The following is a 20,423-nucleotide window of genomic DNA, read 5'->3' as shown; positions in this document are numbered from 1 at the left end:
CAGGTCACTGGTGCCGCAGCGCGGCGTTCAGGTGCTCCTCGGGGTCGATGAGATGCGAGTGGTCGTCCGTGCCGAGTGCGACCTCGGCCCACTCGAGCGTCCCGCTGAACTTGCCACCCCATTCGCGGTATCCCTCGTACGCGGGCATGCCGGTGTCCTCGCCGGCATCCATGCCCTCATCGAAGGAGTAGTAGAGCGGATGCGTGTGCTCGACTCGACCCGTCCCCACCGCCTCGCCGTCGATGAACAGGGCGACATCGCCGCCCTTGCCGATTCCGCCGCCGTCGTAGGCGAACTCGACCCGGACGAGATGCTCGCCGCTGCCGATCGCGCGGTCGGAGATCACCGTCGAGCGCAACAGTCCGCAGTAGTTGTAGTGGTATCCGAGCTTGCCGTCCTCGGCGAAGAACGACCATCCGCCTGTGCGTCCGCCCTGCGCGACTATCGCGCCGTCGAGAGTCGAGTCGTCGGGTACGGTCACCTGGGCGGTGACGCTGTACGAGCGGTTCTTCACGTTCAGAGCGACGTTCTCGCCGAGACGGATCATGCCGGGGTACAGCCGCAGTGACGTACCGGTCACGAGCGTCGGCCGTCCCGCGATGGCCGGGTTCATGCGCTCGGCCGCTCGGTCGTCGAGCGGGAACACATTGTGCCTGGCGGCCTCGATCAGGAAGAGCTGCTGCAGCTCGGCCAGTTTCTCGGGATGGGTCGACGCGAGATCGTTCGACTGCGTCCAATCCACGGAGGTGTCGTAGAGCTCCCAGACGTCGGCGGAGAAGTCCGGGGCCTTCGACACCACATCCCACGGAGTCCGGTGCTTGGTCTGCGCGGTCCACCCCTGGTGGTAGATGCCACGATTGCCCATGAGCTCGAAGTACTGGGTCACGTGCCGCTCGTCGGCATCCGCCTCGTTGAACGAGTAGGCCATCGAGACCCCGTGCATGGGGATCTGCGTGACCCCGTTGACGGTGTGCGGCTCGGCGAGCCGCGCGACGTCGAGGATCGTCGGTGCGATGTCGATGACGTGATGCCACTGGTCGCGGACCTCGCCGGCACCCTCGATGGCCGCGGGCCAGTGCACGATCGTTCCGTTGCGTGTTCCGCCGTAGTGCGACGCGACCTGCTTCGTCCACTGGTACGGGGTGCACATCGCGTGTGCCCACGCCACCGAGTAGTGGTTGTACGCCTCGGGGCCACCGACCTTGTCGAGATGCTCGTTCCAGAACTCCACCGTCTCGAGCTCGCCGCCGCCGTTCGAGGCCGTGGTCAGCATGTACGCGCCGTTGATGCCGCCCTCAGCGCTCGCACCGTTGTCGCCGATGATGTAGTACACGAGGGTCTCGTCGAGGATGCCCTGCTCGTCGAGTGCGTCGATCACCCGACCGGTGTGGAAGTCCGCGTACTCGAGGAACGCCGCGTACACCTCCATCTGGTGGGCGAGGATGGGCTTGCGCTCGGCGGGGACGTCGGCCCAGGCGGGCAGGCCCTCGGGGCGTGCGGTGAGCTCCGAATCCGGCGCGATGACCCCGAGTGCGATCTGCCGCGCGAACGTCTTGTCGCGATGGGCGTCCCATCCCTCGTCGAACGCGCCCTTGTACTTCGCGATCCAGTCCTGCGGCACATGATGCGGCGCGTGTGTGGCCCCGGGAGCGAAGTAGATGAAGAACGGCTTGTCGGGCGTCAGGCTCTTCTGCTGGCGGACGTACTCGATCGCCTTGTCGGCGAGGTCCGGCATCAGGTGGTAGCCGTCTGCGGTCGACGGCTCGACGGCGGTGACACCGTCGACGAGGGCGGGAGTCCACTGGTTCGTCTCGCCGCCGATGAATCCGTAGAACCGCTCGAAGCCCGAGAACGCCGGCCAGTGGTCGAAGGGTCCGGTGGGTCCCGTCTCCCACACGGGGACCTCGTGGCATTTGCCGAACTGGGCGGTGTTGTAGCCGTTCTGTCGCAGGATCTCGGGGAGGGGCACGGCGGAGTTGGGCCGGGTGGAGCGGTATCCGGGAGACGGGGTCGCGGTCTCGGTGATGTGCCCCATGCCGACGGCGTGGTGGTTGCGTCCGGAGAGCAGGGCTGCCCGCGTCGGAGAGCACAGCGCCGTCGTGTGAAAACGGGAGTACTTCAGTCCGGCATCCGCGAGCCGCTCCGCCGTCGGCATGTGCACCGGGCCGCCGAAGGCGCTCGAGGCGCCGAAACCGACATCGTCCAGCAGGATGATCAGCACGTTCGGCGCGCTCTTCGGCGGTCGTTTCGCCGTCAGGGGCGGAAAGTCGGTCTCGGACTTCTTCGCATCGAAGGCCACCGCTCCCTGATACTCGCGGTCGGGCAGCGGCAGGATCGAGCCGGGCAGGTTTTCGCTCATGGGTATCGCTTTCCTTCGGTCGGTTGTGGGGATCTTCAGGGCTTCTGGCGCACCTCGGTGATCTCCAGGCCCATGCCCGCGATGCGCATGAGAAGACCATGGAGTTCCGCCTGGTCGCGGATCGGGCCCGAGAGCAGAGTCGTGCTCGGATCGATCTGCACGGCCACGAGTTCGGGAAAGGCGGCGGCGAGGGTGTCGGAGCGCGCGTAGGGCAGGCGTATCTCGTAGTGCTTGATGAAGCGTGAGTCTGCGGCCCCCATGGATACATGCTCATCGAGTGGACGCCAGGGCACTTCACCCGTCTGAGGTGATTGTGCGCGAGCGGGAGACCGACTCAGAGCAGTCCGAGCTCCGTCGCCCGTCTGACCGCCTCGCTGCGACCGGTGGCATCGAGCTTCAGATAGATGTTGCGGAGATGCGTCTTCACGGTGTTGACGCTGAGGTACTGCCCGGCAGCGATGTCGGCGACGCTCTGGTGGACGGGCAGCTCGACGAGGATGTCGTGCTCTTTCGGGGTGAGCGCCACGGCGAGCCCCGGCGCGGCCGGCGCCACTCTCGCCAGACGCGCCACGGTGGACGAGAGCGCGTTCAGATGGCCGAAGCGTCCGTCGTACAGTGCCGTCAGACGAGCGCCGGACGCGCCGCGCATGAGGAACGGGCGCACCGTGCGAAAACGTTTGGCGTGCGTGAGAGCGGTCGTGAGGTGCGAGATGCAGACCGGCTCGCGTCCGGCCGTGTGAGCGGACTCGGCCAGAAGCAGCGAAGCGCCCACCACGGCGTTCGGATGCCAGCTGCGCGCCCCGCGGGCGATCGCATGGGTGAGCGCGGTGTCGCGCTCGGAGCGGGAGGGGGAGTCCAGGATGAAGCGCACGTTGGCGAGTTCGAGGGAGTCGCCGCCCAGCATCCCCTCGGCGAAGTTCGCGAACGCCACGGCCACAGGCAGTTCATCCTGCGTGGAGCGCAGTGCCACGAGCTGCAGCGAGGACGCAGCGACCAGACGGGGGAAGCGCGCGCCCGACGCGCGCAGGATCCTCTCGAGCTCATCGGCGGAGTCCAGCGAATCGTGGTCGGCATCGAGGCTCACGAGGAGTTGGAGCACCCGGGCGGGCACGGCGATGGCGTCGTCTGTTCCGCCGCGCGCGGAGACGACGTCGTCGAGCTCGCGGGGGAGCGGCTCGCCCTGCTGGTAGTCGCGGCTGGCACGGACGATGACGGCCGCGGCGCGCACCGGATCGCTCATGCCCGGAGCGAGAGTGATGCCGCGCTCGGCCACGCGCTCTTCCATCGTGGAGCTCTTCTCCCACTCCTCGAGCTCGATCGCGCAGTTCGAGTAGAGCTCGGCACCGTGCAGCTGCAGCCACTGGTATCCCGCGGTGCCGGCGGTCTCCACGACTCGACCCGCGGTGGCCATCGCGTCGCGGACCTCGCCGGAGCACCGCAGCATCTGCGCTTCGGCGAGGGTGCAGAGCAGGTCCAGCGGCAGAGACCTCCCACGGGCGGCGAGGTGACGCGGAGCGCGAAGGTCGGGAAGCTCGCGGCTGGCGCAGTCGTCGTCCGGGGGAAAGCACTCGACCGCCTCGAGGGCTGTCGGCCACAGAGTGCCTCGATATCGCGGGTGATCGTGCTGGCGAGCATCGTGGATCAGTCGGGCCCAGAGCAGCGGATCGGTCGAGAACGGGATCTGCAGGAGCAATCGGCTGACGAGCACGCCGAGGGTGTCGGCCGACGCAGGCAGTGCCCGGAGTGCCTCCTCCACGAGGGCGCCGTGTCCGCCGAGAACCAGCTCCAGACCGAACCGCTCGACCAGCTTGCGGCTCAGCGACGTGTTCTCGCTGCGCAGCGCGTGCTCGAGCGCCTCGACCGGGTGATCTCGTGCCGCGTACCAGAGCGCTGCCCACCCGTGGCTCTCGCACAGCAGTCCGGGATCGCGTCGCCGCCCCTCCGCCTGGAGGAACGCGAACAGCACCGGATGGAACGACACCTGTCCGTCGCGGACGGTGAGCAGCGGATTCTCCGATGCGATGCGCTCGGCGACGAGCCGGGCATCCGCTCTTCCGGTGAGCTCGACGAGGAGCTCGGCGGGTATGGATGCAGCCACCGCCCCCGCGAGCAGGACCTCCACCTCGTCGTAACTGCTGTGGTCGAGGACTTCGGTCGACAGGAAATCGCCCACCGCACGGGAATCGGCGACGAACCGATCGATCACGTCGTCGACGTCGCCGTGGAGCAGCTTCGGCACCGCCAAGGCGATACCCGTCGCCCATCCGGCGGTGCGTGTCACCAGTGCCGTCGCTGTCGCCCCGCCGAGATGCACGCCGTGCAATGCCGCGAGCTCGGAGGCTTCCTCGGGGGTGAAGGCGAGATCGTCGCCTCGTACCTCGACGAGGGCGCCCGAGGCCGCGAGGTGGGCCAGGCTGGCCACCGGCTGGAACCGCCCGGTGGCCAGCACACGCCTCGTCGATCCGACCGCGCTGTCGAAGAGGTGGGTGAGCGTGCCGGGGTCCATGAGATGGGCATCGTCGATGAAAACCCACTCATCGGCGGCAGCAGAGGTCTCGTCGCCGAGAGACGCGGATCCGTCGAACCATCGCACCGGGTGATGCCCGCTGAGTCGGTGGGCCCATTCGGTCAGAAGGGCAGTCTTGCCGGAGCCTGCAGCGCTCCACACGGTCAGGATCCGAGCGTCACCGTCGAGCAGCTGAGTCAGGGGCTCATCGAGGCGCGCTCGGTGCAGGTGACGGGTGCCGCGCTTGTGAGGAAGAACCTCTGCGTGTTCCGCCCTCGTTCTCCGGTCGATCGTCTTCACCGCATACCCCTTACAGAATCGCGTGTGCCTGATCTCCCCCGAGTGCGGCCAGGCTAGCAGGGTGATTTATCGCGCCGCCAGAGGTCTTTCGCGATGCGACCGTCTCGACACGAGATCTCCGTCGGCAGTGGACTCGAAGCTCACCCCGATCGGGTGAGCCGCGGGGTCTCCGGGGCTTCGAGACTGTCGACAGGTCAGGAGCGCGCTCTCCGACGCTTCGGAGGCATCGCTCGAGTGAACGCACCGCACGGAAGGGCACCATTCATGGTCGATCTCATGGTCTTCCCGATCGATGCCGCGGCAGCGGGCGCTGGAGCATGTCTCGAAACGGGGCTCCTCAGCGGGGCCACGACGTGAGCTCCGAGATCGACGGCACGAGCTCCGGTGAGGCTCGAATCATCGGGGTCGTCGTCAACCCCACGAAGATCGCTGCCGCCGCGCTGCGCCGAGCGATCGAGACGGTGAGCGGGGAGATATCCGAGGCCGTGACGACGCGGTGGTATGAGACCACGGCTGAGGACCCCGGCACCGGCATGGTTCGCGACGCCGTCGCGGACGGATGTGACCTCGTCATCGCCGCGGGCGGAGACGGAACCGTGCGAGCCGTGGCAGAGGCGCTCGTCGGCACCGGCGTCCCGCTCGGAATCGTCCCCGCGGGGACCGGTAACCTGCTGGCGCGCAATCTCGCGATGAACACCGGCGACTCCCATGCTGCGCTCATGGTCGCCCTCACCGGATCGCCCCGGGCGATCGACGTCGGTCGTGTCGACGTGCTGCGTGACGACGAGAGCGTCGACCGGCGATGCTTCCTCGTGATGGCGGGCATCGGGATCGACGCGCGGATGATCGACGCCACCGACCCCGTGCTCAAGAAGCGCGTCGGCTGGCTCGCCTACGTGTCGGCGACCCTGCGGGTGATGCGCGTGCGCAAGACGCTGAGCATGACGATGAGCCTCGACGGAGCACGCGCCCACCGCGTGCGCTGCCACACGATCATGGTGGGCAACTGCGGGACCCTGCAGGGCGACATCCTGCTCATGCCGGATGCGTCGGTGGATGACGGGAACTTCGAGGTCTTGGTCCTCCGGCCGACGTCGATCCTCGGCTGGCTGCAGATCGTGGTCAAGATCTTCTGGGAGAACGGCGTCCTTCGCCGCGCGAGCCTCGGCCCTCGGGTTCTCGGCCTCGCTCACGAGGTGCGGGCGATGAGCTACCGCACCACCCGTGACATCCGGCTGCGGAGCGATACCCCGCACCGCCTCGAGATCGACGGCGACGTCATCGGGCAGGCGCTCGCGCTCCATGCCTGGGTCGAGCACGGCGATCTGACCGTCATCGTGCCGAGCCGGGTGGCCGAGGCGAGCACATGAGGTTTCGACGGGCCCCGGACGCCGTCGACAGGCACGCTGTCGAGGTCTCGCACGGGCTTCCGTCATCACTGCGCATCCTGCTCGCGCTGGCGGCGGCAGTCGTTGTGTTGGCAGGTGTCTCACTCGGACGTGAGCTCGTCGGGCCGTTGGCGCTCGCCGCGGTGATCGTGATCATCTGCCACCCTGTGCGCCACCCGCTCGAGAGGGCGGGGTGGCCCTCCTGGGCGGCGACGACGGTCGTGATCCTGCTCGCCTACGCCGTGATCGCCGGCATGTTCGCGCTGCTCGCCCTCGCGGCGGGCAGATTCGGCCAGCTCGTGGCCGAGTCGACGCCCGAGCTGCGCCGACTCGTCAGCGATGTGCAGGCGTGGATCTCGTCGCTCGGTCTCGACGCCAGCGTGGGCGAGGGCGCCGCGTCGGTGATCGATCCCACGTCGCTCCTGGCCGCTGCCGGGTCTGTCGGGAGCTCGGTGATCGGCGTGCTGACGGCGCTGTTCTTCGTGCTCGCCTACGTGATCTTCATGGCGGCAGACGGCGCGCGGTATGCCGGCGCCTCCGTGGCCCCTGTCGCGGACCATCGAGCACGCGTGCAGCGCATCACGCGGTTCAACTCCGGCATCCGTCGCTATTACGTGGTGAACGCCACCTTCGGGGCTGTGGTGGCCGTGATCGACGGACTCGCGCTCTGGGCGCTCGGGGTGCCCGCCCCGCTCGTCTGGGCGATCCTCGCCTTCGTGACGAACTTCGTGCCGAACATCGGGTTCGTGCTCGGACTCATCCCGCCGGCTGTGCTCGCCCTCGCCGTCGGCGGCTGGCAACTGGCGCTCGTCGTCATCGCGCTGTACATCGTGATCAACGTGACGCTGCAGGTTCTCGTGCAGCCGAAGTTCGTCAGCGACGCCGTGGACCTCAGTCTCACTCTCACGTTCTTCTCGGTCATCTTCTGGACGTTCATCATCGGTCCTCTCGGCGCGATCCTCGCGGTGCCACTGACGTTGCTCGCCCGGGCGCTGATCCTCGACGGCGATCCGGACCAGCGGTGGCTGCGATGGCTGTCGAGCTCGGGGTCCTCGGCCGGCTCTCCGTGAGAGCGCTGCCACATCTCACCCGGTGCGGGTGAGGACGCCCGTGGAGCTCGTCCACAGACTCATGTCAACGAATCACTGGCGACACCCAGCTCGCCCGATGAAGAGGAGTGACCATGCCCGACCGTCAGCGATCCATCCTGCCGATACCCGACCTGGTCCACACCGGGATGGTCACCGCTGACGCGACCGACCCCGACACCCACTTTCCGGCGATCAGTCCGGTGCGACCGCCGCAGGGGGCGCCCAACGTCCTCGTCGTCCTGATCGACGACACCGGCTTCGGAGCATCGAGCGCGTTCGGCGGGCCGGTGCAGACACCGAACTTCGAGCGCGTGGCAGCGGCCGGACTCAAGTACACGCGCTTCCACACCACTGCGCTCTGCTCTCCGACGCGCGCCGCACTGCTGAGCGGGCGCAACCACCACACGGTGGGGATGGGCGGCATCACCGAGATCGCCACGTCCGCGCCCGGGTACAGCTCGCTCCGTCCGAACAGCTGTGCTCCGCTGGCCGAGACCCTCAAGCTGAACGGCTACAACACGTCGCAGTTCGGGAAGTGCCACGAGGTGCCGGTCTGGCAGGCGAGCGAGATCGGACCCTTCGACGGCTGGCCGAGTCCCGGCAACGGCTTCGAGTACTTCTACGGGTTCATCGGCGGCGAGACCAACCAGTGGTATCCGGCGCTGTACGAGAACACGGTTCCGGTCGAGCCGTGGGGAACCCCGGAAGACGGTTACCACTTCATGGGCGACATGACCGACAAGGCGATCGCGTGGACGCGCGCGCAGAAGTCGCTGGCTCCCGACGTGCCGTTCTTCACCTACTTCGCTCCCGGAGCGACGCACGCGCCGCACCACGTGCCGACCGAGTGGGCGGACGAGTACAAGGGAAAATTCGACCAGGGGTGGGACGAGGTCCGCAAGGAGACCTTCGCCCGCCAGCTCGAGCTCGGGGTGATCGCGCCGGATTCGGTGCTGACCGAGCGCAGCCCCGGTATCCCGGCGTGGGATGAGATGAGCGACCTCATCAAGCCCGCGCTGGCGCGGCAGATGGAGGTCTATGCCGGTTTCCTCGCCTACGCCGACCACCACGTCGGTCTGCTGCTCGACGCCTACGACGAGCTCGGCATCCTCGACGACACGCTCGTGTACGTCATCATCGGCGACAACGGAGCCAGTGCCGAGGGCTCGATGCACGGCACGACCAACGAGGGCTTCACGATCAACCACATGAACGATCTGGAGACCGAGCAGTACGTCGCCGACCACATCGACGACATCGGCACGCCCCGGTCGTACAACCACTATGCGGTGGGCTGGGCGCACGCGATGGACACGCCCTATCAGTGGACCAAGCAGGTGGCGAGCCACTGGGGCGGCACCCGGAACGGCACGATCGTCAGCTGGCCGAACGGCGGCGTCGAGAAGGGCGGGATCCGCAATCACTTCAGCCACGTCATCGACGTCGCACCGACGGTCCTCGAGGCAGCCGGCATCCCGGAGCCCTCGACCGTGAACGGGGTGACGCAGCGGCCCTACGAGGGAACCCCGATGAACTACACGTTCGGGTCCGACGGTGAGAAGGCCGAGGAGCGGCACACCACGCAGTACTTCGAGATGGTCGGCAATCGCGCGATCTATCACAAGGGGTGGACCGCGGTCGCGAAGCACAAAGACCCGTGGCTCGGCTCGTCGCACGGACTCGACGAGGACGTCTGGGAGCTCTACAACGTCGAGGAGGACTGGACCCAGTCGAACGATCTCGCGGCCCAGGAGCCCGAGCGCCTCGCGCATCTGAAGGAGCTGTTCCTCATCCAGGCGGCGCGGTACAACGTGCTGCCGCTCGACATCCGCACGGCCGAGAGGTTCAATCCCGATCTCGCCGGCCGACCGCAGCTGGTCGTGGCCGACACCCAGAAGTTCTATCCCGGGATGAAGCGCCTCAGTGAGAACACCACGATCAACATCAAGAACAAGTCGTGGACGGTCACGGCCAGCATCGTGCCGGGGGAGTCGGGGGCAGAAGGCGTGATCATCGCGCAGGGCGGCGCGTACGGAGGGTGGTCGTTCTACGGTCACGCCGGCAAGCTCGCGTTCGCCTACAACCTGCTCGGCATCGAGACCGCCGTGATCCACTCGGATCTCGACGTCCCCGAGGGCGAGCAGGAGCTCCGCGCGCACTTCGCCTATGACGGCGGAGGCCTCGGCAAGGGAGGCACCGTCACGCTCTACGCGGGTGACCAGCTGCTGGGTGAGGGGCGCATCGAGAAGACGATCCCCTTTCAGTTCAGCTTCGACGAGACCGTGGATGTCGGGGCAGACCTCGCGTCGCCGGTGTCTCCCGACTACGGGGCGACAGGCAACGCGTTCACCGGCACGCTCCACTGGGTGCGCATCGACCTGGGCGACGACGACCACTCGCACCTCATCGACGACGAGCACCGTCTCGCCGTCGCCATGCTCAAGCAGTAGGCCTGCGACCCGCAGCCCACCGCATCCGCACCATCCATCGCATCAACGGAAAGGCCGATCATGAGTTTCTGGCAGGGATTCTGGGACATCATCTGGTGGTTCTTCTGGGCGTTCGTCTTCATCTCGTATCTGTTCGCGCTGTTCGCGATCATCGGAGACCTGTTCAGAGACCGAAAGCTCAACGGCTGGTGGAAGGCGGTCTGGGTCGTCTTCCTGATCTTCGTGCCCTTCCTCACGTCGCTCGTCTACCTCATCGCCAGGGGGCAGGGCATGGCCGAACGCAGCGCCGCGCAGGTGCAGGCGACGGCCGACGCGACCGACCACTACATCAGGACGGTCGCGGGCTCGAGCCCGAGCGACGAGATCGCCAAGGCGAAGAGCCTGCTCAACGACGGCACCATCACGCCCGAGGAGTACGAACGGATCAAGGCCCGCGCGCTCGCCCACGTCTGAGAGCAGACGGATGAGCCCCACCGACATCGTGTCGGTGGGGCTCATCCGTGCCCAGGCGGGCTGTCCCGCCCGCGAAGTCAACCGGTGATGGTCGGGAACCGCCACGAGCCGTCGAGCACCTCGGGTCGCGGTCGGTACAGACGCACGAGGTAGTTCCAGCCCTGCGTGAGGGGAAGCGCGTTGGGTGCGGCAGGATCGCCCCCGAATCGCACCGTGATCGTCCCGTCGGCATCGCGCGCACCGGTGACGCTGTTGACGCTGTAACGGCCCGCGTCGTTGGGCTCGAAGTAGCCGTCTGCGTTGTACAGCGAGATCGACCAGAACCCGTCGACGGGCACATCGCCCACCTGCAGCGTGTACTCGCCGGGCGGCAGGCCGGGTTCGACGTTGAGGTAGTACGCCTCGTTCTCGGGGAGCCCGCCCCACCCGGCGGCTGTGCCGAGCAGATGGCGGATCGGGTCGACCGCATCCGCACGGCCGAACGCGTGCTCGAAGTCGGGCAGTCCCTTCGCGAGGGTGAGCACGGCGTCCCGCGTCTCCGCGAACGATGTCGCGTCGTAGTCGAGCGGCGGTAGTTCGCGGCCTCCGGCCGACGTGAGCGTGAGCTGGTCCTGCAGAGCGTTGACGGCGGCGACGTCTCCCGGGTCTTCGGGGTCGACCAGGATGCGTGCTGCCGCGAGAACGAAGTCCGAGCCGAGCTCCTCGGTGGACAGTGCATGCTCGCCCGCCTCGTGCAGGACCCGGTTGATGTAGTGCCCCTCGTTCACGAGCATCACCGACACGTACCGATCGCCCGCCTCGGGGATCGAGAGAGTCGCGCCCTGCGACACATCGATGATCGCGGCGCTGTAGAGCGTGTCGCGGTTCATGCGGATCACGGTCTGCTCATCGATCGGGGTGGGGACGCGGAAGTGGTTCCAGCGGTTCGCGCCTCCGGCGCTCGCGGCGATGGCGGCGAACATCCGCAGGGTCTCGATGTGCGCGAAGTTCGCGAACGTCACGGTGGGTGAGGTGTCGGTCGTTGTGCTGTCGGTCATCATCCGGCCTTTCGAGGTCGTGGATGCTGCCATTCTGGTGCACGCACCCACTCGCTCACGTCATCCGAAATCGGTGAAGTGGGGATGCTCGATCAGACCGTCGACTCATCTGCGCTCGCCGCCTACCCTCCGAGGCTGGACGCCACCGCCCTTCCGAGCGAGACTGAGACCGGCGTCGCCGATGACGTCGGGACAAGGGGAATCGTCATGACCTACCGAGTCGGATACTTCGTCGGAAGTCTCTCGTCGACATCGATCAACCGCATCCTCGCGACGGCGCTGATCGGGTCGGCTCCCGAGGATCTCGAATTCTTCGAGATCCCGATCAGAGACCTCCCGCTGTACAGCCAGGACTATGACGACGACTATCCGGCTGTCGCTGTCGAGCTGAAGGAAGCGATCGATTCGGCGGATGCGGTGCTGTTCGTCACGCCGGAGTACAACCGCTCGATCCCGGGCGGCCTCAAGAATGCGATCGACTGGGCGTCACGGCCGTGGGGGCAGAACTCCTTCGATCACATTCCCGCAGCAGTGATCGGGGCGTCGGTCGGCGCGATCGGCACGGCAGTCGCCCAGCAGAGTCTGCGGGGTGTGCTGAGCTTCTGCAACGCCCGTCAGATGACGTCTCCCGAGGCCTACATCCAGTTCGTCCCCGACGATTACGCCGACGACGGCACGGTGACGAACCAGGGCACCGCGACGTTCCTGCGGGACTACATGTCGGAGTTCCGCGACCACATCGAACGAGTGCTCACCGTGCTGCCGCGGGACACTGAGAGCTGAGCGAACCCCCACGCAGCCGGTCACGACATTCGACCGAAGGTGGCATCGATGTCGGCCATCTCCATCTCCGCGGTGGCTTCGATCAGGGCGCGGAGGTCGTCATCGGCCCCGGGCGAGAACTCCTCCGGACGTTCGGGAGAGATCGTCATCGGTGCCCCGGTCGGCGCCTGCTCGCTGGCGTCGAGGGTGGTGCCGTCGTTCGACGGAGACGCGCCCTGGAAGATCCTCCCCGCTTCGGACTGCGCGGTCAGATCGAACGAATAGCTCTTGCTCTGCAGGCCCAGATCGAGAAGCTCCTTGACCTCGGGGAACTGCTCGGCGTTGGTCTTCGGGATCGGCAGCGATGTGCGCCAGTTCACGCCGAGCGTCTCGAGCGCCTTGGCATAGGCGTTCTCGTGCGCCTGGTCGCGGACGATCAGGTACGCGATCGTGCCGCGCGCCATCCGGTTGTCGGTCATCTCGTAGAGGCGACACTTCTGCAGGCGGCCGGTCGACTCGAGCATCAGGTTGTAGAGCAGGTCGAGCACCAGGTTTCCGGAGTTGTACACGTAGCTTCCCGACCACGGGTTGCCGACGGCGTCGACCGGGAGAGCGCCCTGTGCGCCCACGAGATAGTGATGGATGTTGCTCGTGTCGACGGCGATGCTCAGCGGTGTGGCGCCTCCCGCGCCGGGCTGGTCGACGGGGTCGGTCGGCTTGCCCCGGTACTGCGGCGATCCGTCGAGCAGCCGCGAGATGGTCGTGCCGATGAGCTCGACGTGACTGATCTCCTCGGTGCCGATGCCCTGGATCAGATCCTTGTAGGGCTTGGCGTCGGGTCCGCGGAAGTTGATGCTCTGGAAGAGGTACTGCATCATGGTCCGCATCTCACCGAACTGCCCTCCGAGTCCTTCCTGCAGAGCGTTCGCCGCGGCGGGATCGGGCTCGTCTGTCGCGATCTCGGTGATGAATTCCTGGACGTGAAAGTACATGGTGCGCCTCCGGGTAGGGGATGGGTGTTCGCTCAGGGTGCGCCCGCGACCCCCGACGACCGCACCCCTCGACGGGGCGTGCGCGACGACGTACCATTGGCGCTTACGTCCGGACATGCGTGAGGTCGCCGCGGATGTGGAGGCGCGAGAGCGTGGCAGACTGAAGACGTGAAGGAGTCCCGCAAGCCGGCCGTCGTGCGCGGCTTCGCGTCGTCGACTCTCGCGACCTTCGTGGCACTCTCCGGCCACGTCTCCGGCGGCGGGCAGATGCCCGGACCGCTGGGAATCGTCGTGCCGTGGATCCTGTCGCTGATGCTCTGCACCCTCCTCGCAGGCAGAAGGCTCTCACCCGTGAGGCTCACGCTCTCGGTCGGCGTGAGCCAGGTCCTCTTCCACACGCTCTTCGTGCTCGGCACGGTCACACCCTCGGGTGGGTCGCTGCCGGAGCACGTGCACGGGGCTCCACTCGTCCTGCCGTCCGGTGTCGGTGTCGCGCTACCGGATCCCGTCGCCGCACACGGCCCCATGTGGATCGGGCACCTGTGCGCGGCGCTGATCACCATCGCGGCGCTGCACTGGGGCGAGCGGCTGGTGCACGCGACCCGTGCACTCGCCGTCCAGGCCGTTCGGTGGCTGCGTCAGCGCGCCTCTGTCACGGTCGTCGACCTCGCGCCGCGCGCTCGACGTCGGCTGCACGCCGCATTCGTCCTCGCCCCGCCCGGCCGAGGCGCTCCTCACCTGGCATCGTTGCGCGGTCGCGCGCCGCCGGCCTCTCTCGCGATCTGATCCGACCGAGTCGCGCCGCTGCCCTGTCCGGGCGCCGGCGCGTCGTCGCCGTGCATGTCGTGCGCGGCATCTGAACGCAGCAACGGCGCCCCTGGCGGCGCCCGTCGAGAGGTCTTTCATCCATGTCCACTTTCCGCGCCTGTGCGGCGGGGTTGATGCTGGCGGCGATCGCGGTCGTCGTGACCGCGGTGCCGGCATCCGCTCACGATCAACTGGTCTCGAGCACCCCTGCCGAAGGGGAGCAGCTCGCTGCGGCCCCATCGAGCATCTCGATGACCTTCTCCGGAGAGCTCCTCGTGCTCGATGAGTCGACGACGGGCGCCGTGGTGCTCGTCGTCGACGAGGCCGGCACCGAGTGGACCACCGGTGCGGTGGTCGTGTCGAGGAACGAGGTCACCGCCGAGGTGAGGCCAGGCATGCCGGTCGCCGGCTATCAGGTGCGGTGGCAGGTCGTCTCGGAAGACGGGCACCCGATCTCCGGCGTGATCCCGTTCGCCGTCGGAGACGCTGAGCCGATGGTGACCGGATCGAGTTCGGATACTCGTGAGCCGTCGTCGCCCGATGCATCGACGTCCGTGTCAGATCAGATCGCAGATGAGTCGAGCGGTGCCGTGCGCGTGCTGCTCGTCGGCGGGATCGGGGCGGCTGTCGCCGTCGCGCTCCTCGCCGTCTTCCGATTCCTTCGTCGTCCTCGTACGACAGCCGTGACGCCGGAGACCGGCGATTCCGCGGCAGACGATCTCTGAGAGGTTCCACCGTGAACACCACAACCACCTGCCACACGACCCGCAACACCCGCATGATGCCCCTCGCCGGCATCCTCGCCGTCGCAGCGCTCTCGCTGTGCGCCCTGAGCGGATGCGCGCCACAGAGCGCCCCCGCTGACACCGCAGGCGCCCCCGCGGCTGACGCCGTCACGATCGACGATGCCTGGGTGAAGTCGGCCGACGAGGGGATGTCGGCCGCGTTCGGCACGCTCGTCAACACCGGCGACGCCGACGTCACCGTCATCGCGGTGACGTCTGCTGCGTCGAGCATGCTCGAGCTGCACGAGACCGTCGAGAACGAGTCCGGCGAGATGGTGATGCGCGAGATCGAGGGGGGCTTCGTGATCCCCGCCGGTGGCGAGCTCGCCCTCGAACCCGGCGCCGACCACATCATGCTCATGGATCTCGCCGCTCCGCTGCGGGCGGGGGACGAGGTCACCTTCATGCTCACGTTCTCTGACGAGTCGACGTCTGACTTCACCGCGCCGGTGAAGGACTACTCGGGCGCGAACGAGAACTACGAGTCGGGCGACGACCACGAGGGCATGGGCCACTGATGCCCGCGCCCGCTGAGGGCGTCCGTTCCCGTCGCACCGGGTCGACTCGGCGACAGTTCCTCCTCGGAGGGGCTGTCGCCGGCGTCGGCGCGGTCGCGGCTGTCGGAGCGGACATCGCCCTGAACACCCGCAGACCGGCCCCCGAGCCCGCGACGCCGATGAACGGCGAGGAGACGGTCCCCTTCTTCGGAGTCCACCAGGCGGGCATCGACACGTCCGCGCAGGCGCACGGCGTCTTCGTCGCGCTTGATCTGCATGACGCCGTCGACCGCGGCGCACTCACCCGGCTCATGCGCATCCTCACCGATGACGCGGCCCGTCTGACCCAGGGAAACCCGGCCCTCGCCGATTCCGAACCCGAGCTCGCGCTCTCACCTGCGCGCCTCACGGTGACGTTCGGCTTCGGCCCGGGGCTCGTCGAGCGAGCCGGTGGCGCCGCGCCCGACTGGCTGGCGCCGCTGCCGGCGTTCCGCGTGGATCAGCTGCGTCCGGAGTTCTGCGACGGCGACCTGCTGCTGCAGATCGCCGGTGACGATCCGCTCACCGTCGCGCATGCGACGAGGATGCTGCTGAAGGATGCGCGGGGATTCGGCGTCATCCGATGGACACAGCAGGGTTTCCGCCGCGCATACGGGACGGAGCGGCCTGGGACGACCATGCGCAATCTCTTCGGCCAGGTCGACGGCACCACCAATCCGCAACCGGGGACGACGGACTTCGACGAGGTCGTCTGGACAGCCGGCGGCTGGCTCGACGGGGGTACCGGGATGGTCGTCCGGCGCATCCGGATGGATCTCGACAAATGGGATCGTCTCGATCGCAGCGGGAGAGATGCGTCCGTGGGACGCACCCTCGCGAACGGGGCGCCCCTCACCGGTGCTGAGGAGTTCGACGAACCCGACTTCGACGCGAAGACCGCCATCGGGTTCCCCGTCATCCCGCAGTTCGCTCACATCCGCCGGGCACGTGGTGACGGGAGCGAACGCATCTTCCGCCGGGCCTACAACTACGACGAACGCCCCGTCGGCGCGGAGGTCTCCGAGTCGGGCCTGGTCTTCGTCTCCTTCCAGGCCGACATCGATCGTCAGTTCACCCCGATGCAGCGCCGGCTGGACGAGCTCGATCTGCTCAACGAGTGGACGACGCCCATCGGTTCCGCCGTCTTCGCGATTCCGCCTGGATGCCGCGCAGACGGATTCATCGGCGACACCCTTCTCTCCTGAAAGACCGATCATGCCTCTCAGCGATACCCACACAGCGCCACGTGCGCTGGAACGCCCACGCCGTCGAGCCGGGTGGTTCGGCGCGCTTCTTCTGCGGCTGCACTTCTACGCCGGCATTCTCGTCGGCCCGTTCATCCTCATCGCCGCGCTCAGCGGCGCGCTCTACGCGGTGGCGCCGCAACTCGAGCAGGTGGTCTACGCCCACGAGCTGCATGCGCCGAAGAGTGACACCATGCTCCCTCTCGCGTCCCAGATCGGCGCCGCCGACGACCACCTGGGGGAGGATGCCGCGCTGCTCGCCGTCCGACCGGCGCCGGAGAACGGCGACACCACGCGCGTGATGTACGCCGAAGCCGGCCTCGGTCCGAGTGAGTCCCGCGCCGTGTTCGTCGACCCCGCGACCGGAGAGGTACGCGGCGACCTCGTCGTCTACGGCACCAGTGGATCCACGCCCGTGCGGACATGGATCAGCAACCTGCACCGCAATCTCCAGCTCGGTGAACCGGGACGGGCGTACAGCGAGCTCGCGGCCTCGTGGCTCGGAATCGTCGCCGTGGCCGGCCTCGCCCTCTGGATCATCCGGATCCGGCGAGCACGGGCGAAGAAGGATCTCCTTCGCCCGAACCGTGCACACAGGGGATACCGCCGTCTCTTCGGCTGGCACGCCTCTGTCGGCATCTGGGTACTGCTCGGCGCGCTCTTCCTCTCGGCGACCGGCATCACCTGGTCGCAGCATGCCGGTGCGAACATCAGCTCCGTGCGGGCTGCGCTCGACTGGGGGACGCCATCCGTCGACACCGCCCTTGACGGACCGGTGACGGATGCCGACGAGCACACGCACCATCACGGTGCGCAGGGCGCTCCCACCGGTGCCGCGAACCCCGCCACGTTCGACGCGGTCCTCGCCATCGCGCACCGGGCGAACATCAACACCGGTCAGGTGGAGATCAGACCGCCGGCGGAGCCCGGCACAGCGTGGACGGTCCGCGAGATCAAGACGAGCTTCCCCACGGAGGCGGACTCCCTCGCCATCGACGGCACCACGATGCAGGTCGTGGACCGGGTCGACTTCGCTGACTTCCCGCTTCCCGCGAAACTGGCCAGTTGGGGTGTGAATCTCCACATGGGCGTGATGTTCGGGCTCGTCAATCAGATCGTCCTGTTCGTCACCGCCGCGGCGCTCGCGGCGATGGTCGTCCTCGGATACCTGATGTGGTGGAGACGGCGCCCTGCCGGAGGCGATGGTCGTCCTGCCGGAGGTGCGCCTCGCCCTGTCCTGCGCGATGCTCCATGGTGGGGAGTCGCTGCGGTCGCCGCCGCGGCTGTGGGGGTCGGGTTCTGGCTTCCCGCGGTCGGGTGGACTCTCGTGGGATTCCTGGTGGTCGATGTTATCCGGGGAGTGGTCGCACGCTCACGGGCGGGGCGCTCCATGAGCGACTCCGGCAGCAGCTAGCTCCGCTCTCGATGCGGGCCGTTCCGCAGGTACGGAGAAGGCCGCCTGGAGTCAGGCGGCCTTTTCCGTAGTCGGCGGTAACGCGTACGTATTCACACGCGATCCGCGTACAACCCGATGTGCCCCCGACAGGAGTCGAACCTGCGACCTACGGTACCGGAAACCGGCGCTCTATCCACTGAGCTACGGAGGCGTACCGGTCGACAATATCACTGCTCGGCGGTGGTCTCCGACCCGGCCTCGGTCACGGGCGCGTCGCCGAGTTCGGCGAGTGCCGCGGCGACCTTCTCCGCGAGATAGCGATGTCCGTCGGTGGAGGGGTGCTTGCGGCCGAGATCCGCGTCGATCACCGAGAGGTAGTTCTGCTCCGTGATCCAGTTCTGTGCGATGGGGGAGATGTACCACCATCCGCGCGCGGCGGCCAGCTCGCCGAGATCCGTGTCGATTCTTGCGGTGCCCTCACCGACCGGCAGTTCGTGCGGGGCGGGACCGAGCACGACGATCGTGGCGTCGGGGTACTTCGCCGACATCGCATCCCAGGCGGCCGTCACAGCCTCGCGGTAGCCGGCTTCTCCCTGCTCGCGGTCGTTGATCGAGCCCTGCATGATGATCAGGTCGGGGGTGAGAGCCGGGTCGAGGGCAGCGATACGCTCGCCGAAAGCCGGGCCGTCGATGCCGGGCTTGAGGTAGCCGCTGCCGCGCACGCCGTTGACGATCGTCTCGCCGCCGAGAAGATCGGCGAGCACGTACGCGTACCCCTCGGTGGGAACCGTGGCGGCCGAGCCGTAGGTCCACGAATCGCCGAAGACGAGCACGGTCGGGGCGTCAGGCAGCAGCAGGGGAGCGGGGGCGATCGCGACCGCGTTCTCATCGGTGGATGCCGCCCCGATGGGTGCCGTCGTCGGCGACGGTACCCACGGTCTCCACACCCCGAGGACCACGGCCGCGAGGGCCAGGAACACCGCGATCGCGACCCCTGCGACGGGCAGGTGACGACGGGCGGTGACGGGGCGCATGGCATGACTGTAGATCACGAATCTCCCGACGCAAATTCCGGCGCGTGACGAGCCGTAAACTGGGATGCCTATGAACCCTGAAACGCTCGCCGAAGCCCTCCTCGCCGTCCTCGCACCGATCGCCGAGGAACGACGTCCCGGCGAGCCGCTCGCCGTCACCGCATCCGACATCGTGTTCGAGCGCCCTCGTAACCGTGACCACGGTGACTGGGCCTCGAACATCGCGATGCGCCTGGCGAAGCCGTTCGGCACGAACCCCCGCGAGCTGGCGCAGCAGATCGCCGACGGCCTCGCGCAGGTCGACGGCGTGCAGAGCGCCGAGGTCGCAGGCCCCGGATTCATCAACATCCGCCTGGATGCCGCCGCGTCCGGTGCGCTGGCCAAGGTCATCGTCGAGGCGGGCACGAAGTACGGCCACAACGAGACCCAGGCCGGCCAGAGCATCAACATCGAGTTCGTGAGCGCGAACCCGACCGGACCCCTGCACATCGGCCACACCCGGTGGGCGGCGCTGGGCGACGCGATCGCCCGGGTGCTCTCCGCGTCGGGTGCGACCGTCGCCAGGGAGTACTACATCAACGACGCCGGTGTGCAGATGGAGCGCTTCGCGAACTCCGTGCTCGCTGCGGCGAAGGGCGAGCCGACCCCCGAGGGCGGCTACGCCGGAAGCTACATCGGCGACCTCGCCGCGCGCGTGCTCGCGGCGCGTCCGGACCTGTCGGAGCTGCCCGCGGCAGACCAGGCGCTCGTCGCACGCGAACTGGCGTACGAGTACCAGCTCGAGGAGCAGAAGCAGTCGCTCGCGAAGTTCAACGTCCATTTCGACGTGTGGTTCTCGGAGCGCGTTCTGCACGACAAGAACGAGGCCGGCGTGAGCCTCGTCGATGAGGCCGTCGACCGTCTGCGCGAGCAGGGCCACGTCTTCGATGACGAGGGTGCCGTCTGGGTGCGCACGACCGACTTCGGCGACGACAAGGACCGCGTGATCCGCCGCTCCAACGGCGAGTACACGTACTTCGCGGCCGACGCCGCGTACTACCTCAACAAGGGCGACCGCGGCTTCGAGTACAAGCTGTACCTCCTCGGCGCCGATCATCACGGCTACGTGCACCGCCTCAAGGCGATCGCCGGCGCTGCGGGCGAGGACCCCGAGAAGAACGTCGAGGTGCTGATCGGTCAGCTCGTCTCGGTCGGCGGTGCTCGTCTGAGCAAGCGCGCCGGCAACATCATCGAGATGGACGACCTTCGTGAGTGGCTCGGCACCGACGCGCTGCGCTACTCGC

Annotated in this window: 16 protein-coding genes, 1 tRNA gene and 1 pseudogene; 11 read left to right on the top strand and 7 right to left on the bottom strand. The window is 67.8% G+C overall.

Translation table 11 applies throughout. The features are described 5' to 3' along the window. Positions 1 to 4 precede the first annotated feature (4 nt). The 3 genes from RTM68_RS04560 to RTM68_RS04550 form a co-directional block, all read right to left on the bottom strand. On the bottom strand, positions 5 to 2,359 hold the full coding sequence (locus tag RTM68_RS04560; RefSeq protein ID WP_312168666.1) for an arylsulfatase: 2,355 nt from the start codon (positions 2,357 to 2,359) through the stop codon (positions 5 to 7). A 35-nt stretch (positions 2,360 to 2,394) separates the two neighbouring features. Further along, on the bottom strand, positions 2,395 to 2,619 hold the full coding sequence (locus RTM68_RS04555) for a hypothetical protein (protein WP_312168663.1): 225 nt from the start codon (positions 2,617 to 2,619) through the stop codon (positions 2,395 to 2,397). Between the two features lie 74 nt (positions 2,620 to 2,693). Further along, positions 2,694 to 5,165, bottom strand: coding sequence for a LuxR C-terminal-related transcriptional regulator (locus tag RTM68_RS04550; protein WP_312168660.1), 2,472 nt, complete (start codon positions 5,163 to 5,165; stop codon positions 2,694 to 2,696). 353 nt (positions 5,166 to 5,518) lie between these two features. On the opposite strand from RTM68_RS04550, the gene RTM68_RS04545 reads away from it, so the two are divergent. The 4 genes from RTM68_RS04545 to RTM68_RS04530 all read left to right on the top strand — a co-directional run bounded on the left by RTM68_RS04545 (position 5,519) and on the right by RTM68_RS04530 (position 10,547). Further along, on the top strand, positions 5,519 to 6,535 hold the full coding sequence (locus tag RTM68_RS04545; RefSeq protein WP_312168657.1) for a diacylglycerol kinase family protein: 1,017 nt from the start codon (positions 5,519 to 5,521) through the stop codon (positions 6,533 to 6,535). Then, complete coding sequence (locus RTM68_RS04540) at positions 6,532 to 7,623, top strand: AI-2E family transporter (RefSeq protein ID WP_312168654.1); 1,092 nt, start codon at positions 6,532 to 6,534, stop codon at positions 7,621 to 7,623. Before RTM68_RS04545 ends, RTM68_RS04540 begins: the two co-directional genes overlap by 4 nt. Before the next feature lie 113 nt (positions 7,624 to 7,736). Next, positions 7,737 to 10,094, top strand: a complete 2,358-nt coding sequence (locus RTM68_RS04535; protein ID WP_312168652.1) for an arylsulfatase — start codon at positions 7,737 to 7,739, stop codon at positions 10,092 to 10,094. Positions 10,095 to 10,154: 60 nt separating this feature from the next. After that, positions 10,155 to 10,547, top strand: a complete 393-nt coding sequence (locus tag RTM68_RS04530; protein WP_194764297.1) for an SHOCT domain-containing protein — start codon at positions 10,155 to 10,157, stop codon at positions 10,545 to 10,547. Positions 10,548 to 10,624: 77 nt separating this feature from the next. Here the strand turns inward: RTM68_RS04530 and RTM68_RS04525 are convergent, their stop codons facing one another. Next, the gene (locus RTM68_RS04525; protein ID WP_312168649.1) at positions 10,625 to 11,584 is read right to left on the bottom strand and encodes a DUF1214 domain-containing protein; all 960 of its coding nucleotides are present in this window, start codon (positions 11,582 to 11,584) and stop codon (positions 10,625 to 10,627) included. Positions 11,585 to 11,791: 207 nt separating this feature from the next. Here RTM68_RS04525 and RTM68_RS04520 point away from each other — a divergent pair, with 207 nt between their 5' ends. Next, positions 11,792 to 12,367: an NADPH-dependent FMN reductase gene (locus RTM68_RS04520; protein ID WP_312168648.1), complete on the top strand. Its 576-nt coding sequence runs from the start codon at positions 11,792 to 11,794 to the stop codon at positions 12,365 to 12,367. Between the two features lie 20 nt (positions 12,368 to 12,387). Here RTM68_RS04520 and RTM68_RS04515 read toward each other — a convergent pair whose 3' ends face one another. After that, a complete protein-coding gene (locus tag RTM68_RS04515; protein WP_312168647.1) occupies positions 12,388 to 13,338 on the bottom strand; it encodes a manganese catalase family protein in 951 nt (316 codons plus the stop codon). 168 nt (positions 13,339 to 13,506) lie between these two features. Here RTM68_RS04515 and RTM68_RS04510 point away from each other — a divergent pair, with 168 nt between their 5' ends. The 5 genes from RTM68_RS04510 (at position 13,507) to RTM68_RS04490 (ending at position 18,124) form a co-directional block, all read left to right on the top strand. Continuing rightward, positions 13,507 to 14,124 carry a hypothetical protein gene (locus RTM68_RS04510; RefSeq protein ID WP_312168646.1) on the top strand — a complete coding sequence of 206 codons (618 nt, stop codon included), beginning with the start codon at positions 13,507 to 13,509 and terminating at the stop codon, positions 14,122 to 14,124. Positions 14,125 to 14,246: 122 nt separating this feature from the next. Then, positions 14,247 to 14,870, top strand: a complete 624-nt coding sequence (locus RTM68_RS04505; RefSeq protein ID WP_312168644.1) for a copper resistance protein CopC — start codon at positions 14,247 to 14,249, stop codon at positions 14,868 to 14,870. A gap of 11 nt (positions 14,871 to 14,881) precedes the next feature. Beyond that, entirely contained in the window at positions 14,882 to 15,448 is a 567-nt protein-coding gene (locus RTM68_RS04500) for a copper chaperone PCu(A)C (protein ID WP_312168641.1), read from the top strand. Beyond that, positions 15,448 to 16,671: a Dyp-type peroxidase gene (locus tag RTM68_RS04495; RefSeq protein WP_312168638.1), complete on the top strand. Its 1,224-nt coding sequence runs from the start codon at positions 15,448 to 15,450 to the stop codon at positions 16,669 to 16,671. The genes RTM68_RS04500 and RTM68_RS04495 overlap by 1 nt, the downstream gene beginning before the upstream one ends. Positions 16,672 to 16,681: 10 nt before the next feature. Further along, on the top strand, positions 16,682 to 18,124 hold the full coding sequence (locus RTM68_RS04490) for a PepSY-associated TM helix domain-containing protein (RefSeq protein WP_312168635.1): 1,443 nt from the start codon (positions 16,682 to 16,684) through the stop codon (positions 18,122 to 18,124). Between the two features lie 120 nt (positions 18,125 to 18,244). Here RTM68_RS04490 and RTM68_RS04485 read toward each other — a convergent pair. Beyond that, positions 18,245 to 18,317: transfer RNA gene (locus RTM68_RS04485), tRNA-Arg, on the bottom strand. Between the two features lie 16 nt (positions 18,318 to 18,333). Then, a complete protein-coding gene (locus tag RTM68_RS04480) occupies positions 18,334 to 19,140 on the bottom strand; it encodes an SGNH/GDSL hydrolase family protein (RefSeq protein ID WP_312168632.1) in 807 nt (268 codons plus the stop codon). A 70-nt stretch (positions 19,141 to 19,210) separates the two neighbouring features. Here RTM68_RS04480 and argS point away from each other — a divergent pair. Further along, a pseudogene (gene argS / locus RTM68_RS04475) lies at positions 19,211 to 20,423 on the top strand (arginine--tRNA ligase); the annotation flags it as partial.

This window comes from Microbacterium sp., assembly GCF_031988965.1.
Classification (GTDB): domain Bacteria; phylum Actinomycetota; class Actinomycetes; order Actinomycetales; family Microbacteriaceae; genus Microbacterium.
This window is presented reverse-complemented; position numbering and strand designations above follow the sequence as displayed.